The sequence below is a fragment of the Rhizorhabdus dicambivorans genome, assembly GCF_002355275.1.
GTDB lineage: Bacteria > Pseudomonadota > Alphaproteobacteria > Sphingomonadales > Sphingomonadaceae > Rhizorhabdus > Rhizorhabdus dicambivorans.
Window position 1 is genome coordinate 541,045 of record NZ_CP023449.1, and the last position, 16,962, is coordinate 558,006.

Genomic DNA, 16,962 nt, shown 5'->3' on the forward strand with positions numbered 1-16,962 from the left:
CAGATAGCGCTATTGCGACTGACTATCAATAGTGTTTGCACGCGGTTCGTCGCATCGCTTGCATGGCGGGCGCAGGCCTGCTCTAGCGCCGCCGATGACCGCCACGCCTCCCTCGCGCCGGATCCGGATCGCCGCCGCCTTCGATCGCGCGGAAGGCTATGCCGCAGCCGCCGACGCGCAGGCGCGCGCCGCGACGATGCTCGCCCAGCGAATCGCGGCGGCGTCCCTGCCGGCCCGGCCGCGTATCCTGGAGCTGGGATGCGGCACCGGCTTCCTCACCCATGCGCTGGCCGCCTCGATCGGCGCGGCGGACTGGACCGTCAGCGATATCGCCCCGGCGATGGTGCGGCGGGCACGGACGGGCCTGGCGATCGATGCCGACTGGCGGGTGATCGACGGCGAGGCGCTCGATCCCGCGCTCGGCGAGTTCGACCTGATCGCATCGAGCATGGCCTTCCAGTGGTTCGCCGATCTGCCGGGCGCGGTGGAGCGGCTGGCGCGCCGGCTGCGGGCCGGCGGCCTGCTCGCCTTCGCGACGATGGCGGCGGGCAGCTTCGCCGAATGGGAGGATGCCCTGCGGCAGGAAGGGCTTCCGTCGGGCACGCCGGCCTATCCCGATGCCGATGCGCTGGCCCGGCTCGCGCCTCCCGGCTTTTCCGCCGACGTCGCGATCGCCGACATCGTCCAGGAGGAAAGCGACGGGCGCGGCTTCCTGCGCCGGCTCAAGGCGATCGGCGCGGGCACGCCCGCACCCGGCTACCGCCCGCTCGCCCCCGCCGCGCTGCGCCGGGCTATGGCCCGATTCGATGCGGGGCCGCGCCGCGTCACCTATCGTATCGGCTTCTGCCTGATATCGCCTCAGAACTGATGGGTGCAGAAGGCGAGCAGCAGGATCAGCGGGATCGGTATGCCGATCAGCCAGAGCAGGATGGAACGCATGACAGGGTCCTCACATGGAGAGGATAGAACCCGTCAGCGGCAGAAAAGGCTCCGTGATCAGCGCGATACGGTGATCGCGGCCTCGCCTTCGGCCATGCCCGAAAGCGCGATGGTATAGTGGCCGACGGCCAGATCGAAATCGACGATCTTGGCAACGCCCGATCCCGCCGCGCCATGGCCATGGCCGACCGAGGGCACCGGCTTGCCGTCGCGGATAAGCTCGATCCACCCCTTGGCGCCGAGCGACACATGGTAGCGGCCGGGCTCGTCGATATCGACGCCGAGGATCGCGCCATGGTTGGCCGGCGGCTGGGTGAACGGCGGCGCCACCGGATAGACCAGGTCGCGCTGCGGGCTGAGCCGGACGGTCGCGGTCTGGCCGGGATCGAGCGGCACTTCGGCGAGGGTCGGGGTGGCGAGGAGGAGGGCGGCGAAGGCCAGGATTCTAGAACGCACGCTTACCTCCGTCTTCATTTCTTAAGCCCTCTCCCATGAAGATGGGAGAGGGAGAGGCGCCTGCCTACCCGCTGTTCCTCAGCGCCGTCGCGATCGCGTTGATCGAGAGCTGGATGCCCTCGCGCACCCGGGGATCGTCTTCGCCGGCGCGGTGGCGCTTGAGCAGTTCGATCTGGAGCAGGTTGAGCGGCTCGATATAGGGCAGGCGCAGCCGGATCGACTGGTCGAGCGACGGGTTCTTCTGGAGCAGCCGTGTCTGCCGCGTGATCGACAGCAGCGCCTCCTGGCTCCGCTCCCAGCCGTCGCGTATCTCGCCGAAGATCGCCTTGCCCATCGCCTGATCCTCGACCAGCGCGACATAGCGCTCAGCCAGGTCCATGTCCGACTTGGCGAGCACCATCTCCAGATTGGCGAGGGTCGACTGGAAGAAGGGCCAGGCCTCCAGCATTTCGCGCAGCAGGCCGATGTCCTTGTGGCCCTTCAGGCCATGGCCGACGCCGTACCAGCCCGGCAGCATCACCCGCGCCTGCGCCCAGCTGAACACCCAGGGGATGGCGCGCAGATCCTCGATCCGGTCGCTTTTGGTGCGGCTGGCCGGGCGCGATCCGATCTTCAGGTCGGCGATCTCGGCGATCGGGGTCATCTGGCGGAAGAAGGTCCGGAAACCCTCGGTCTCGTACACCAGCCCGCGATAGGCCTTGAAGGCGCGGCCCGAAATGTCGTCCATCGCCGCGAAGAAGCGCTTGCGGTCCTCGGGCCTGAGGCTCTCCTCCTCCAGCGTCGCGAGCAGGGTGGCGGAGGTCATCGCCTCCAGATTGGCGGCCGCGCTCTCGCGGGTGCCATATTTGGCGGCGATCACCTCGCCCTGCTCGGTGATGCGGATGCGGCCCTGCACGGTGCCGTGCGGCTGGGCGAGGATCGCGGCGAAGCTCGATCCGCCGCCGCGCCCGACGGCGCCGCCCCGGCCGTGGAACAGCTGGATCGCGGTGCCGGCCTCGGCGAACACCTTGCGCAGCGCGCTCGATGCCTCGTGCAGGCTCCAGACCGAGGTGAGGTAGCCGCCGTCCTTGTTCGAATCCGAATAGCCGACCATCACCTCCTGATGGCCGCGCGCGGCGGTGATCGCGGCGACCTCGGGCAGGCCGAAATAGCGGGTCATCACCTCGGGCGCGCGTTCGAGGTCGCCGATCGTCTCGAACAGCGGCACCGCCATGATCGCCGCAGCCGGGGGATCGCCCGGCACGTAGAGCCCCGCTTCCTTGAGCAGGATGTTCACCTCCAGCATGTCCGAGACATTGTCGGCCTTGGAGATGAGGTAGGTGGTGATCGCCTGCGGGCCGTACAGCCGGTGCGCCTCGGCGGCAGCCTCGACGATCGCCAGCTCCGACAGCGTCTCCTCGGCATAGGCGCCGAACGGGGTGCGCAGCAGGCGCTTCGATGCCAGTTCGGAGCGCAGCAGCGCCACCCGCGCCGCCTCGTCCAGCGCGAGATAATCGGCCTCGACCCCGGCGACCTTCAGCAGGTCGGCGACGACCCGTTCATGGACGTCGGCATTCTGGCGCATGTCGAGCGTGGCGAGGTGGAAGCCGAAAGTCTCGACCGCGCGGATCAGCCGGCCCAGCGCACCATTGCCCGACAGCGATCCCGCGCCGGTGCGGTTGAGCGCATGGGCGATCTCGACCAGGTCGGCGCGCAGCGAGGCGGGGTCCTGATAGGCGCCATGCTCGGCCTCGCTGAACGGCAGGCGGGCGGGCGTGCGGCCGGTCAGCTGCTGATAGGTCTTGGACAGGCGCGAATAGATGCCGGTGATCGCGCGGCGATAGGGCTCGTCGCTGCGGGTCGAGCTCTTGTCACCCGATGCCTCGGCCAGCTTCTCCACCTCCCAGGTCACCTCGGCCAGCTCCGTCGAGATCGACAGTTCGGCGCCCAGCTCGTGCAGCTCCTTCAGATAATAGCCCACCACCGTCTCGGCCGCGCGCGACAGCGCCAGCCGCAGCGAATCGGCGGTGACGAACGGGTTGCCGTCGCGATCGCCGCCGATCCAGGTGCCGGGGCGCAGGAAGCTCGCCGGGCGATGGCCCAGCGCGCGGCCCCAGCGCGAATAGAGCGCGGGCAGGGTCGGCAGGAAGATGTCGCGCAGATAGGCCAGCGCGGTCTCGACCTCGTCGGCGACATAGAGCCGTTCGCGGCGCAAGGGGCGGGTCTGCCACAGCAGCGCGATCTGGCGGTAGATCGCCTGGTCGATCAGGTCGCCATCGACGGTTTCGACCCGGCCGATGTCCTTCAGGATCATCAGTTCGGATATCTTGTTGCGATGATCGATCATCGACTTGCGCCGCACCTCGGTCGGGTGGGCGGTCAGCACCGGGGCGATCAGTGCGGTCTCCAGCATCTCCACAACCTTGGATCGGGAAATGCCCTGCTTCTCCAGCCGGTCCAGCGCGGCGCCGACGTCGGCGCCCGGCTCGGCGGTGACGCCCTGCCGGTCCTCGGCAAGGTTGGCGAGCATCGAGAACAGCATGAAGCCGCGCACGAAGGCGAGCGTATCGTCGAGGGTCAGCGCGTCGAGGCCCGAGTCGATCTCCTGGCTGCCGACGATCCCGCGCGCCCGATCGACCGAGGCCGAGCGGATATATTCGATCCGCCGGAACAGCGCCTCTCCCCCATAGGCCTTGATCACGTCGCCGAGCAGGCGGCCGAGGAAGCGGATGTCGGGGTTCTGGGTGATCGGCGGTGCGCTGGACATGCGCGGATGCTGCGCCGCAATAAAAGTGAGGTCAATGGGTGACGATACCGGAATCGCTATAGATCAGTCCCATTGCCCTTAACGTCATGCCAGCGAAGGCTGGCATCCATGTCTGTCTTCCCATCAGATGACATCTGGCTGTTGAGAGACATGGACCCCAGCCTTCGCTGGGGTGACGTCCGTTGGCGTCTTACCCGAACAGTTCCTCCAGGAAGTTCCGCATCGCCAGCCAGCTGCGCCGGTCGCTGTCGGGGTTGTACATCCCCTCGCGCGCCGGGTTGGTGAAGGCGTGGACGGTGTGGCCATAGCTGTTGATCTGCCAGTCGGCGCCCGCCTCGGTCAGCTCCCTGGCCAGCCCCAACACCGTCTCGGGCGGATCGAGCGGGTCGTCCCAGCCGTGGAGGACCAGGATCTTCGCCTTGATGTCGCCATGGGGGAAGGGCGGGGCGTCATAAAGGCCATGGAAGCTCGCCACCCCCGCGACATCGGCGCCGCTGCGGGCAAGGTCGAGCACGCATTTGCCGCCGAAGCAGAAGCCGATCGCCGCCACCCGCGCCGGATCGGCGGGGGCGCCGCTGTCGCGCGCGGCCTGCAGCGCGGCGAGCAGCCGGTCGCGCAGCAGGCCGCGATCGGCGTTCAGTGCGTCCATCCAGACGCGGGCCTTCTCCATGTCGGTGGTCCATTTATCGACCCCGTAGAGATCGATCGCCACGCCGACATAGCCGAGTTCGGCCAGGCTGCGGGCCTTGCCCTCCTCGAAACGGCTGCGCCCCATCACCGTGCTGGCGACCAGCACTATCGGGCGCGTCGCGTCGCTGGTGTCGTCCCAGGCGGCAAAGGCCTCGAAGGCGACGCCGCCATGCTCGTAGCGGACGGGCTTTGTGGCGATCGACATGGCGGCGGACTCCGAGGCTGTGTGGAGGCCCTTTTCGCCGCTCATTCCGCCATTGCAAGGGTGACAGAAAGCTGTTCGGCCACTAAGAGGCCCCTTCCGTCGCGCATAAGGGGAAATGATGCCCACCCTCGTCCTGATCCGCCACGGCCAGTCGGCCTGGAATCTCGAAAACCGCTTCACCGGCTGGTGGGACGTCAACCTGACCGAACAGGGTATCGCCGAGGCCCAGGCGGCGGGCGAGCTGATGGCCGCCAAGGGCCTCGATTTCGATCAATGCTATACCAGCTTCCAGACCCGCGCGATCAAGACGCTGAACCTGGCGCTGGAGGCGATGGGCCGGCTGTGGCTGCCGGTCGAGAAGGACTGGCGGCTCAACGAGCGCCATTATGGCGGGCTGACCGGCCTCAACAAGGCCGAGACCGCGGCGAAGCATGGCGATGATCAGGTCAAGATCTGGCGCCGCAGCTTCGATATCCCCCCGCCGGTGCTGGAGCCGGGCGGGGAGTTCGATCTCGCCGCCGACCGCCGCTATGCCGGCATCGCCATCCCCTCGACCGAGAGCTTGAAGGACACGATCGCCCGCGTGCTGCCCTATTGGGAGGCGCGGATCGCGCCCGACCTGAAGGCGGGCAAGCGGGTCGTGATCTCCGCGCACGGCAATTCGCTGCGTGCGCTGGTCAAGCATCTCTCGCACATCCCCGACGACGAGATCACCGAACTGGAGATCCCGACCGGCCAGCCGATCGTCTATGAGCTGAACGACGATCTGAGCGCGAAGGATCGCTATTATCTGTCGGAACGGTAGAAGATGAAGATCCCCCCCATCACGGATGGGGAGGGGGACCACCCGCAGGGTGGTGGAGGGGTAGGGGTCGCAGACCCCTCCACCGCCTGCGGCGGTCCCCCTCCCCACCGCTTCGCGGCAGGGAGGATCTAGGGACTCTATGGCTGAAGCACCGCTGATCGGGATCATCATGGGCAGCCGCTCGGACTGGGAGACCATGTCCCACGCCGCCGCCACGCTCGACGCGCTGGGCGTGCCGCATGAGACGCTGGTGGTCTCGGCGCACCGCACGCCGGACCGGCTCTATGATTATGCGAAATCGGCGGTGGAGCGCGGCCTGAGGGCGATCATCGCCGGGGCGGGCGGCGCGGCCCATCTGCCGGGCATGGCCGCGTCGATGACGCGGCTGCCGGTGCTGGGCGTGCCCGTCGAATCCAAGGCGCTCAAGGGCATGGACAGCCTGTTGTCGATCGTCCAGATGCCCGGCGGCGTGCCCGTGGGCACCTTCGCGATCGGCAAGCCGGGCGCGATCAACGCCGCGCTGTTCGGCGCCGCGATCCTCGCCACCACCGATCCGGCCCTCGCCGCGCGTCTCGATGCGTGGCGCGCGAAGCAGACCGCCGATGTCGCGGTCGAGCCCCACGACTGATCGCGTGATGATCCCGCCCGGCAAGACCATCGGCATCATCGGCGGCGGCCAGCTCGGCCGGATGCTCAGCATCGCGGCGGCCAATCTCGGCTATCGCTCGGCGATCTACGCGCCCGAGCCGAGCGGCCCGGCGGCGGATGTCTCGGCGCGCTGGGTGCAGGGCAGCTATGACGATGTCGCGGCGCTGCAGGCCTTCGCGCAGGGCGTCGACGTCATCACCTATGAGTTCGAGAATATCCCGGTCGCGCCGCTGGAAAGCCTGCGGGTGCCGCTCGCCCCGCACCCCCGCGCCCTCGCGACCGCGCAGGACCGCGCGACCGAAAAGGCCTTCGTCCAGGCGATCGGCGGCCGCCCGGCGCCCTGGGCGGTGGTGTCGAGCCGCGAGGATCTCGACGCGGCGGTCAAGCTGATCGGCGCGCCCGCGATCCTCAAGACGCGGCGCTTCGGCTATGACGGCAAGGGCCAGGCGCGGCTCAAGGACGCGGCCGACGCCGACGAGGCCTGGGCGGCGCTCGCCTGGGCGCCGGCGGTGCTGGAGGGCTTCGTCGATTTCGAGCGCGAATTCTCGATCGTGATCGTGCGCGGCGCCGACGGTACCACCGCGATCTGGGATCCGGTGCTGAACGTCCATGAGGACGGCATCCTCGCGCTCTCGGCGGTGCCCGCCCAGCTGGACGAGGCGACGGTCGCGGCGGCGAAGGCGCTGGCCGGGAAGATCGTCGCCGAGCTCGACTATGTCGGCGTGCTGGCGATCGAATATTTCGACACGGCCGAAGGCCCGGTGTTCAACGAGATGGCCCCCCGCGTCCACAATAGCGGCCACTGGACGATCGAGGGCGCGGTCACCTCGCAGTTCGAGAATCATATCCGCGCGATCTGCGGCCTCCCCCTCGGCTCCACCGCGCGCGCGGCGCCCCGGGTCGAGATGCGCAACCTGATCGGTGCGCAGGCCGGCGACTGGGACATGATCCTGTCGGACCCGGCAGCGCACCTCCACCTCTACGGCAAGGGCCAGGCCCGCCCGGGCCGCAAGATGGGGCATGTGACGAAGCTGTTCTTCGAATAGCCCCACTACCGTCATTCCCGCAGGCGGGAATCCATATTCTCTGAAGCTCGAACCTCTTGGGCGAAGGGCTTATCGATCCCCGCATCCGCGAGGATGACGCGTGTTGGGGAGCGGACGCTTTTTACGCAAAGGTCCCGCTTTCGCCGGGATGACGGTGTAAAGGCTCAGCGATATTCGTCGGTCACGTCGCGCTTGAAGCCGTGCAGGCGGATGGGTTGATAATCGACGCAGACCGGTGCGGCGACGATCCGCATCCAGCGTTCGCCGCCGTCGGCGGGGCGCAGTTCGACATCGAGGGTGAAGCCGCGGCGGTGGCGGATCGCGTGGCCGCGCAGCCGTTCGAGCGCAGCGCGCGACGGTTCGGCATAGAGCCCCAGCGCCTCGTCACGGCTTACCTCCGCGCCGCGCGGCAGGCCGAACAGATCGAACACGCCGAACGACCAGGTCAGCCGGCTGTCGGCCAGATCGCATTCCCAGACGCCCAACCCGCGCCCCGCCAGCATCCGCTCGTCGAGCGACGGATCGACCAGCGCGGCACCCGACCAGCGGAAGTCATGGCCCAGATCGAAGCGCTGGTCGCGCTCGAACAGCGGCCAGCTATGGGTGAGCGGTGAAGGTGCGGACGGTTCCAGGCAACAGTCTTCCATGACGGCGAGGATAATCGCCCCATCCTAACGGATCATGACCGGCGCGTCTCAAATATCTGGCATGATGGGTAAATCCGCGCCGTTCCCCCCTGCCGGAAGACGGGGAGAAGGGCCGGCTAGCCCCGTCGCACCCCCGTCATCTCCGCCTTGCCGAAGGCGCCCATCGTCACCGTGCCGGTCAGCCGGTCGCCATCCACCACCGCCTTGCCCACCAGCGTCATCCGCATCGGCTTCTCGGTCGGCATCTTCCATAGCAGCCGGTCGCCTTCGATGCGGCCGTCGATCACCGGCAGCTCGCCGATGTCGGCGACGTTGCTGCCGGTGAAGCGATCGCCGTCGCGGATGATGGTGAGGACCGAGGCCTGCTCGCCGAACGGTGCCCTGGTCACGCAGTCCCAGATCTCGACGCTCATTGGCCGATGCTCATCCGCTCCACCGGCAGGCCGATCTCCTTGAGCTGCGGCTCGACCTTGGCAGCGTCGCCGACCACCACCCAGATGAAGTCGTCGGGCCGGATCACCGCGCGGGCCGCCGCGTCCAGTTCCTTGGCGGTCAGCGCCCGATAGCGCGCCGGCAGCTTCTCATAATAATCGTCGGGCCGGCGCAGCGAGTCGATCTGGAGCAGCGCGCCGAGCAGGTCGTTCGACGTCTCGAACGATCCGGGCAGCGAGCGGATCTGGTTGTTGATCGTGCGCTCGCGCTCCTCGTCGTCGATGCCCTTGGTGGTCAGGAACGCCTTCATGTCGGCGATCGCCGCTGCGATCGAGGGGCCGGTCTTGTCGGTCTGGACCGGGGCGACGAGGTAGAGCGGCATCGTCTCGCGCAGCATCGGCGCCTGGGTGAAGGCACCATAGGCCCAGCCCTTGGTCTCGCGCAGGTCCATGTTGAGCCGCGACAGGAAGCTGCCGCCCAGCACCTCATTGGCGACGACCAGGCTCATCGGATCGTCGAGCCCCTTCACCGGCAGCAGCTGCCCCGCCATGATGTAGCTTTGCGGGCTCTGCGGCCGGTCGATCAGGACGATGCGGGCGGGCCGCGCCATCCGGTCCATCGCGAACAGCTTTTCGCCCTTGGGCGCGGCGGGCGCGGCCCAGCGGCCGAAGCGCGCCTCCAGCAGCGGCTTCAGCTCGTCGAGCGTGGTGTCGCCGGTGACGAAGATCTTGGCGTTGTCGGGCCGGATCCAGCTCGCATGGAAGGCGAGCAGATCGGCGCGGGTGACGGCCTTGACGCCTTCCTCGGTGCCGCTGCCCGACAGCGGCACGCCATAGGGATGCATCTTGCCATAGAGCAGGATCGGCAGGGTCCGCCGGGCGATGCCGCGCGGCTGGGCGTTCTCGGCGCTGATGCTGGCCAGGATCTGGGCGCGCAGCCGCTCGATCTCGGCGGGCGCGAAGGTCGGCCGCTGGATGATGTCGGCGAGCAGGTCGAGCGAGGGGGCGAGGTTGGCCTTCAGCGCGAACATCGAGACGCTGGTGCGGTCCATCGTCGCCGATGAGCTGATCTGCGCGCCCAGCCGCTCCTGCGCCTCGGCGATGCCGATCGAATCGAGCTTGCCCGCGCCCTCGTCGAGCAGCGACAGCATCAGCCCCTGGGTGCCGAGCTTGGCCTTGGGATCGGCCGCGTTGCCCGCGTCGAAGGCGACCGAGACGCGCACCGTCGGCACCGTCGTCCGCCGGGCGAACACCACCTGCATCCCGTTCGACAGGGTGGCGCGCTCGACCGCGGGGAAGGTGAGGTCCTTGATGTCCTCCACCTTGGGCGGCGAGGAGCGGTCGACCTTCGCGAGCGGCCTTGACGTCGCCCCGGCGGAGGCCGGGGCCACCAGAGGCTCCTGTCCCGACACCATCGCCAAAGCCATGGCGGCCCCGGCCTCCGCCGGGGCGACGAATTTGCCGTTCTCGGCATATTTCGGATTGCGATACCAGGCCGGGCTCATCCCCTCGCGGGCGCTGCCGCCGGCGGCCGCCATGTCGGTATCGGTCCGCTCGCCGGGCTCCACGACCAGCCGGTAGGCGGGGCGGTTGAGCCATTTCTGGAGCGCGGCGCGGATCGACTGCGGGGTCGCCGCGGCGGCGGCGGCGAGGTCCTTCTTGTACTTCTCCGGATCGTTCGAATAGACCGCGCCCTCGGCCAGCGTCACCGCCTTGCCGCTGAAGCCGCCCACCGTCTCCAGCCCGGCGATCTCGCCCGCGACCTGCTTGGTGGCGGCGCGCTTCACCTCGTCGGCGGTCGGGCCTTTCTTCACGAATTCGGCGATCAGATCGTCGAGCTGCTTCGCCACCAGCTTCGCGTCGACGCCCGGTTTCACGTCGGCGGTCACCTCCACCATCGAGATCTTCTCGAACTGCTGGACGCCGGCCGTCACCGACACCGCCGTCTTGGCCTTGCGCACCAGCGCATTGTCGAGCCGCGACGAGGCGAGCCCGCCGAGCACGTCCATGCCGAGGTCGAGCGGGATCAGGTCGGGATCGTTGAGCCCCGGCACCACCCAGTTGCGATAGATGCGGGTCTGCGCGACCCGGTCCTTCATCACCTGATCGACCGGCGCCTTCAGGCTGGGGACGCTGACCTCGCGCCGTGCCGTCTCGGGGCCGCGCGGAATATCGCCGAACCATTTCTGTACCTTGGCCTTCGCGGTCGCCAGGTCGAGATCGCCGGCCAGCACCAGCACCGCGTTGTTCGGTCCATAATGCGCGCGGAACCAGTTCTTGACGTCGTCGAGGCTGGCATTGTCCAGGTCCTGCATCGATCCGATCGTCGAATGGCGATAGGGATGGCCCTCGGGGAACAGCGCCTTCAGCTGGGCATATTCGACCAGCCCATAGGGCTCGTTGTCGCCCTGCCGCTTCTCGTTCTGGACGACGCCGCGCTGGTTATCGAGCTTGGCCTTGTCGATCGCGCCGAGCAGATGGCCCATCCGGTCGGATTCGAGGAACAGCGCCATGTCGAGCGCACCGGTTGGCACCGTCTCGAAATAATTGGTGCGGTCGAACCAGGTGGTGCCGTTCAGGTCGGTCGCGCCGACCGATTCCAGCGGCTTGAAGAAGTCCTCATTGGCGTTCTCCGATCCGTTGAACATCAGATGCTCGAACAGATGGGCGAAGCCGGTCTTGCCGGCGGGCTCGTCCTTCGAGCCGATATGATACCAGACCGACACTGCCACGACCGGCGCTTTGCGGTCGCTGTGGACGATCACCCGCAGGCCGTTGTCGAGGGTGAAGCTGTCATAGGGGATGTCGACCGCCTTCACGAGCGCGGCGACCGAGGCGGGTTCGGCAGCGCCAAGAAACGCCATGGGTGCAGGGGCGGTGAGCGACGTCGCGAGCAGCAGCGCGGCGATCGGACGGAACAGGGAACGACGCATCAGGGAAAGCTTTCCGGACAGGGAAGATGGCGCCACTCTAGCCGCTGGGCCGGCCGGTGCAATATTTGCGCAATACGCCCGTCGAAAGGGCTGGTGCGTTCGTCCCGCCGCTTCCTATATTCAGGGACGGCAAGGGGCTTGTGTTGCATAAAAGCCACACCATATGATGCGGATCAGAGACAGGGATCAGGCATGAACCTCGAAAAATTCACCGACCGCGCCAAGGGTTTCCTCCAATCGGCGCAGACCGTTGCGATCCGCAACAGCCATCAGCGGATCGCGCCCGAACATCTGCTGAAGGCGCTGCTCGAGGATGAGCAGGGCATGGCGTCCAGCCTGATCAAGGCGGCCGGCGGCGATGCCGGCGTGGCGATGCGCGCCACCGACGCGGCGCTGGCGAAGATCCCGGCGGTCAGCGGCAGCGGGGCGCAGGCGACGCCCGGCCTCGACAACGACATCGCCAGGGTGCTCGACCAGGCCGAGCAGGTCGCCCAGAAATCGGGCGACAGCTTCGTCACCGTCGAGCGGATGCTGCTCGCGCTCACCCTTGCCACCACCACTCCGGCGGGCAAGGCTCTGGCCGAGGCCGGCGTGCGCGCGGAGGCGCTGAACGGCGCGATCAACGAGCTGCGCGGCGGGCGTACCGCCGACACCGCCAGCGCCGAGGACCGCTATGACGCGCTCAAGAAATTCGCCCGCGACCTGACCCAGGCGGCGCGCGATGGCAAGCTCGATCCGGTGATCGGCCGCGACGAGGAGATCCGCCGCACCATCCAGGTGCTGGCGCGGCGCACCAAGAACAACCCCGTCCTGATCGGCGAACCCGGCGTCGGCAAGACCGCGATCGCCGAGGGGCTGGCGCTGCGCATCTCGCATGGCGACGTGCCCGATGGCCTCAAGGACCGCAAGGTGATGGCGCTCGACATGGGCAGCCTGATCGCGGGCGCCAAATATCGCGGCGAGTTCGAGGAGCGGCTGAAGGGCGTGCTCGACGAGGTGAAGGGCGCCGAGGGCGACATCATCCTGTTCATCGACGAGATGCACACGCTGATCGGCGCGGGCAAGTCGGAAGGCGCGATGGACGCCGGCAACCTGCTCAAGCCCGCTTTGGCGCGTGGCGAGTTGCACTGCATCGGCGCCACCACGCTCGACGAATACCGCAAATATGTCGAGAAGGACCCGGCCCTGCAGCGGCGCTTCCAGCCGGTGTTCGTCGGCGAGCCGACGGTCGAGGACACCATCTCGATCCTGCGCGGGCTCAAGGAGAAATATGAGCTGCACCATGGCGTGCGGATCACCGACGGGGCGCTGGTCTCGGCGGCGACGCTCAGCAACCGCTACATCACCGACCGTTTCCTGCCCGACAAGGCGATCGACCTGATGGACGAGGCCGCGTCGCGGCTGCGCATGGAGGTCGAGTCCAAGCCCGAGGAGATCGAGAATCTCGACCGGCGGATCATCCAGCTCAAGATCGAGCGCGAGGCGCTGAAGAAGGAGACCGACGCGGCCTCCAAGGACCGGCTCGACGCGCTCGAGGCCGATCTGGTCGAGCTGGAGGAGCAGTCGGCCGAGCTGACCACCCGCTGGCAGGGCGAGAAGGACAAGATCAACGCCGAGGCGAAGATCAAGGAGCAGCTCGACGCGGCGCGGATGGAGCTGGACCAGGCGCAGCGGCGCGGCGACCTCGGCCGTGCCGGTGAGCTCAGCTACGGCGTCATCCCCAATCTGGAGAAGGAACTGGCCGAGGCGCAGGGCGCGTCGGCGGGCGCGATGCTGCGCGAGGAGGTGACGTCCGAGGACATCGCCGGCGTCGTCAGCCGCTGGACCGGCATTCCGGTCGACAAGATGCTCGAGGGCGAGCGCGAGAAGCTGCTCGCCATGGAGGAGATGATTGGCAAGCGCGTGATCGGCCAGAAGGACGCGATCGACGCGGTCTCCCGCGCCGTCCGCCGCAGCCGTGCCGGCCTGCAGGACCCGAACCGGCCGCTCGGCAGCTTCCTGTTCCTCGGGCCGACCGGCGTCGGCAAGACCGAGCTGACCAAGGCGCTGGCCGGTTTCCTGTTCGACGATGATTCGGCGATGGTCCGCATCGACATGTCCGAGTTCATGGAGAAGCATTCGGTCGCCCGGCTGATCGGCGCCCCTCCCGGCTATGTCGGCTATGAGGAGGGCGGCGTGCTGACCGAGGCGGTGCGGCGCCGGCCCTATCAGGTCGTGCTGTTCGACGAGGTCGAGAAGGCGCATGGCGACGTGTTCAACGTGCTGCTCCAGGTGCTCGACGACGGGCGGCTGACCGACGGCCAGGGCCGCACGGTCGACTTCTCGAACACCTTGATCATCCTGACCTCGAACCTCGGCAGCCAGTTCCTCGCCAATCTCGGCGAGGGCCAGCCGGTCGAGAGCGTCGAGGATCAGGTGATGGACGTGGTGCGCGCCCATTTCCGGCCCGAATTCCTGAACCGGCTCGACGAGATTATCCTGTTCCACCGGCTCGGCCAGGAGCATATGGGCCCGATCGTCGACATCCAGGTCGGCCGGGTCGGCAAGCTGCTCAAGGACCGCAAGATCAGGCTCGACCTCACCGACGGCGCGCGCGCCTGGCTCGGCCGGGTCGGCTATGACCCGGTCTATGGCGCGCGCCCGCTGAAGCGCGCGGTGCAGAAATATCTGCAGGACCCGCTCGCCGAAGCGCTGCTCAAGGGCGAGGTGCCCGACGGCTCGGCGCTGACGATCGACGAGGGCGACGGCAAGCTGGAGCTGAAGGTGGGGTGATCCTATTCAACCGTCATTCCTGCGAAGGCAGGAATCCATGTCCTCCTTCTCAGATGCCATCTCGGGTGGCCAGAGGCATGGACCCCAGCCTGCGCTGGGGTGACGGTTATCGGTCGGGGTTGGCCAGCACCGCCTCCAGCCACTCCGGCTCGGGCTGGTCGGCGTCATAATATTCGAAGATCAGGTGGATGCGGTCCTCGGCGCCGCGGTTCTCGACCGCGTGGACCGCCATATTGTCGACCTCGACCGCCTCGCCCTCGGGCATATGCTCGCCGACGCCATCGGTGAAGAAGGTGACGCCGTCATTGGTCTGCAGCGGCACATGGATCTTGTGCGGCCATTTGGCGGCGGGGTTGGCGTCGCGGTGGGGCTTGATCACGCCGCCGCCCGGCATCCGCGCCAGCATCACGCGCGGGAAGACGCCGTTGGCATAGCCATAGGGCGCGACCGCCTGGGCCAGCACCGGCTCCAGCAGCGCCCGCCATTGCGGCCAGTTCGGCCGGTCATAGTCCGATCGCCAGTCCTTCAGGTTGGATACGAAGCGGAAGACGATGTGGCGGGTCGCGTCGAGCGCCTCGAAGCGGTTGGGCTTCTCGGCATTCTCGCGGTCCCATTCGGCCTCGGGCAGCGCCAGCACCGCCGCGCGCAGCGCCGCGATGTCGACCGGGCCGAGCCGGCGCAGGCCGCGCGCCTTGCGCGGGTTGGGGGTCGGGGCCGCGCGCATCAATAATCATAGCCGAACAGGTCGAGGTCGCGGCCATAGCGCGCCGCCACCCCGTCGATCAGTTCCTGGTCATAATAGTCGCGATAATCGCCGCGCTGCGACGTGTTGACCTTCTCCAGCGCGCTCGGCGCCACGCCGATCCTTTCGCAGATCGCGTCATAGCTCGCCTGCATCGTCTCCACCTTGCCGATCATGTCGGCCTGCACCGCGCCGTCGGGGCCGGTGACGAAGCGGTGCTGCGGCCAGAACACCATGTGGTTCTCCGGCGGCGCGGTGAACAGGAAGTGGCGCATCACCCCCTGTGGATCGCGCTGAAAACTGCCCTGCTTGCTGGTCGCGAAGGAGCAGTAGGAGACGAAGCGGTCGAACGGATTGCGGACGAAGGCGAACTTCAGATAGGCGCCGAACGCCTCCTCGCCCAGGAAGGGGCGGACCTCCTCGAAGCTCAGATGGCCATGGCCGACCTTCGCCAGTTCGGGCCAGGGGAAGCGCTTCTCGACGATCAGCCGGGCCTGCTCGACATCGTCGGGTCCCATGTGGAGGCGCAGCGCCTGGCGAACCGAATGGGTGCCGGTCTTGGGGACGGCCGCGAAGATGAAGCGGTGCTGGTGCGATATGATCATGAACGGGTCAGCGGGCGGCGGCGAGCGCAGGGGCCGGCGCGGCCGGCGCGCGGTCGGCGGGCACCGCCACCAGAAAAATCAGCTCGGCCAGCGCCCGGTCCAGCGGCACCTGGTTGTGCAGCAGGATCGCCGAGGCGCGCAGGCTGCGCAGATCCTCGCGCACCGTCTCGATCAGCCGGCGATAGGCGGGCAGGCCGGCGGGCGAGGGGCCATGCTCCGCCCACACCGCCATCCAGCTGCTGGCGAAGCGGTCGAGCCGGGGCGCTACCGCGTCGAGCGCCGGGCCGGCCGGCGCCAGGCCGAGCAGATAGTCGATATGGCAGCGTATCTCCCAGCCCGACATGATCTCGGGCAGGTTGACCTGTTCATAGGCGATCGGGCCGTTCGCGGCGCCCGGCGGCACCAGCTCGGCCCCATCCGAGCCCGCGCCCGCCTGCGCGGCGGCCACCAGATCCCACAGCCGCTCGCCGCCGACCGTGTCGAGGACGAGGTGGACGCGCTTGGCGCTGCCGCCATTGCGTACCCGGTGCATCTGGAAGGTGTCGAACACCCAGCATTCGCCGGCCGCCATATGCACCGTCTCGCCCCCCGCGGTGAAGGATACCGAGGGCTCGGTGACGATCGGCACATGCACGCGCAGATGGGTGCGCCAATAATAGCCCACGTCGACATGGTCGGGCACGTCGGATCCGGGGGCGAGGCCCATCAGCCGGCTGCGGCCCCAGACCGCGCCGATATCGGCCATGATCTGCATGATATAGGGGCAGGCGCGCAGATGCTCGGTCGGCGCCATCGGCCCGGCGAAACCGTTGGAGATGGTGCCGCCCGGGGTGATCAGCGGCACCGCGTCGTTGCCGGGCAGCTTGCCGGGGTGGGGCAGCCAGGCGGAGGGCGGCAGCGCGGCCACCTCGGCGGCCAGCGCGGCCGCGTCGTAACGGCACGGCAGTTTCAGCAGCGGGCGATCGAGGCGCATGTCAGGCGGTCGTGCTCGGGGCCGGTCGCGGCGGACGGGTCGTCACTCGCGCCGCACCTCGATGATCCGGCCGTTCATCTCCTGCGCGGTGCGGCGCATTTCCTCGGCGATGATGTCCCATTGGGCGACGGTGTGGCACACCTTGGTGCGGAAACGCGTGCCGGTCTGCGGGCGGGTCTTGCACACCACCTTGTCGCCGGGGTCGCCCTTGGCGTCGGCCGGGCCGGATTCCACCGCGAAGGCCGCGCCCGGGAAGGTCAATGCAGCGGCCAGGATGACCACAATCTTGCTGCGCATAATATGCTCCGGAGTTATTGGCATTTT

Annotated in this window: 15 protein-coding genes; 5 read left to right on the plus strand and 10 right to left on the minus strand. The window is 68.2% G+C overall.

The window, feature by feature from the left end; genetic code table 11:
- The first annotated feature begins 94 nt into the window (after positions 1 to 94).
- Positions 95 to 868 (plus strand): methyltransferase domain-containing protein, encoded by a 774-nt coding sequence (locus CMV14_RS02585; protein WP_066969676.1) that lies wholly within the window; start codon positions 95 to 97, stop codon positions 866 to 868.
- 128 nt (positions 869 to 996) lie between these two features.
- Here the strand turns inward: CMV14_RS02585 and CMV14_RS02590 are convergent, their stop codons facing one another.
- The 3 genes from CMV14_RS02590 to CMV14_RS02600 all read right to left on the minus strand — a co-directional run bounded on the left by CMV14_RS02590 (position 997) and on the right by CMV14_RS02600 (position 5,036).
- On the minus strand, positions 997 to 1,395 hold the full coding sequence (locus CMV14_RS02590; protein WP_139114809.1) for a hypothetical protein: 399 nt from the start codon (positions 1,393 to 1,395) through the stop codon (positions 997 to 999).
- Between the two features lie 64 nt (positions 1,396 to 1,459).
- Positions 1,460 to 4,141 (minus strand): phosphoenolpyruvate carboxylase, encoded by a 2,682-nt coding sequence (gene ppc, locus CMV14_RS02595; protein ID WP_066969672.1) that lies wholly within the window; start codon positions 4,139 to 4,141, stop codon positions 1,460 to 1,462.
- Between the two features lie 190 nt (positions 4,142 to 4,331).
- Positions 4,332 to 5,036: a dienelactone hydrolase family protein gene (locus CMV14_RS02600; RefSeq protein ID WP_066969704.1), complete on the minus strand. Its 705-nt coding sequence runs from the start codon at positions 5,034 to 5,036 to the stop codon at positions 4,332 to 4,334.
- A gap of 118 nt (positions 5,037 to 5,154) precedes the next feature.
- Here CMV14_RS02600 and gpmA point away from each other — a divergent pair, with 118 nt between their 5' ends.
- The 3 genes from gpmA to CMV14_RS02615 all read left to right on the plus strand — a co-directional run bounded on the left by gpmA (position 5,155) and on the right by CMV14_RS02615 (position 7,535).
- On the plus strand, positions 5,155 to 5,841 hold the full coding sequence (gene gpmA, locus CMV14_RS02605; RefSeq protein WP_066969702.1) for a 2,3-diphosphoglycerate-dependent phosphoglycerate mutase: 687 nt from the start codon (positions 5,155 to 5,157) through the stop codon (positions 5,839 to 5,841).
- A 139-nt stretch (positions 5,842 to 5,980) separates the two neighbouring features.
- Positions 5,981 to 6,469 carry a 5-(carboxyamino)imidazole ribonucleotide mutase gene (purE, locus tag CMV14_RS02610; protein WP_066969669.1) on the plus strand — a complete coding sequence of 163 codons (489 nt, stop codon included), beginning with the start codon at positions 5,981 to 5,983 and terminating at the stop codon, positions 6,467 to 6,469.
- Positions 6,444 to 7,535, plus strand: coding sequence for a 5-(carboxyamino)imidazole ribonucleotide synthase (locus CMV14_RS02615; RefSeq protein ID WP_238147171.1), 1,092 nt, complete (start codon positions 6,444 to 6,446; stop codon positions 7,533 to 7,535). The genes purE and CMV14_RS02615 overlap by 26 nt, the downstream gene beginning before the upstream one ends.
- Positions 7,536 to 7,699: 164 nt before the next feature.
- On the opposite strand, the gene CMV14_RS02620 is transcribed toward CMV14_RS02615, so the two are convergent.
- The 3 genes from CMV14_RS02620 to CMV14_RS02630 form a co-directional block, all read right to left on the minus strand.
- A complete protein-coding gene (locus tag CMV14_RS02620; RefSeq protein WP_066969665.1) occupies positions 7,700 to 8,182 on the minus strand; it encodes a hypothetical protein in 483 nt (160 codons plus the stop codon).
- Between the two features lie 116 nt (positions 8,183 to 8,298).
- The gene (locus CMV14_RS02625; protein ID WP_066969663.1) at positions 8,299 to 8,595 is read right to left on the minus strand and encodes a hypothetical protein; all 297 of its coding nucleotides are present in this window, start codon (positions 8,593 to 8,595) and stop codon (positions 8,299 to 8,301) included.
- Positions 8,592 to 11,546, minus strand: a complete 2,955-nt coding sequence (locus CMV14_RS02630; RefSeq protein ID WP_096367659.1) for a M16 family metallopeptidase — start codon at positions 11,544 to 11,546, stop codon at positions 8,592 to 8,594. Before CMV14_RS02630 ends, CMV14_RS02625 begins: the two co-directional genes overlap by 4 nt.
- 192 nt (positions 11,547 to 11,738) lie before the next feature.
- Between CMV14_RS02630 and clpB the strand changes: the two genes are divergently transcribed.
- A complete protein-coding gene (gene clpB, locus CMV14_RS02635; protein ID WP_066970073.1) occupies positions 11,739 to 14,318 on the plus strand; it encodes an ATP-dependent chaperone ClpB in 2,580 nt (859 codons plus the stop codon).
- Positions 14,319 to 14,424: 106 nt separating this feature from the next.
- Here clpB and CMV14_RS02640 read toward each other — a convergent pair whose 3' ends face one another.
- Genes CMV14_RS02640 through CMV14_RS02655 form a run of 4 tightly spaced genes read right to left on the minus strand, consistent with a single transcriptional unit; the run spans position 14,425 to position 16,935 of the window.
- Entirely contained in the window at positions 14,425 to 15,042 is a 618-nt protein-coding gene (locus CMV14_RS02640; protein WP_066970075.1) for an aspartyl/asparaginyl beta-hydroxylase domain-containing protein, read from the minus strand.
- Positions 15,042 to 15,665 carry a sulfotransferase family 2 domain-containing protein gene (locus CMV14_RS02645; protein ID WP_066970077.1) on the minus strand — a complete coding sequence of 208 codons (624 nt, stop codon included), beginning with the start codon at positions 15,663 to 15,665 and terminating at the stop codon, positions 15,042 to 15,044. Before CMV14_RS02645 ends, CMV14_RS02640 begins: the two co-directional genes overlap by 1 nt.
- 7 nt (positions 15,666 to 15,672) lie before the next feature.
- Positions 15,673 to 16,638, minus strand: coding sequence for an aspartyl/asparaginyl beta-hydroxylase domain-containing protein (locus tag CMV14_RS02650; protein ID WP_066970078.1), 966 nt, complete (start codon positions 16,636 to 16,638; stop codon positions 15,673 to 15,675).
- Between the two features lie 42 nt (positions 16,639 to 16,680).
- On the minus strand, positions 16,681 to 16,935 hold the full coding sequence (locus CMV14_RS02655; RefSeq protein WP_066970079.1) for a hypothetical protein: 255 nt from the start codon (positions 16,933 to 16,935) through the stop codon (positions 16,681 to 16,683).
- Positions 16,936 to 16,962: the final 27 nt, after the last annotated feature.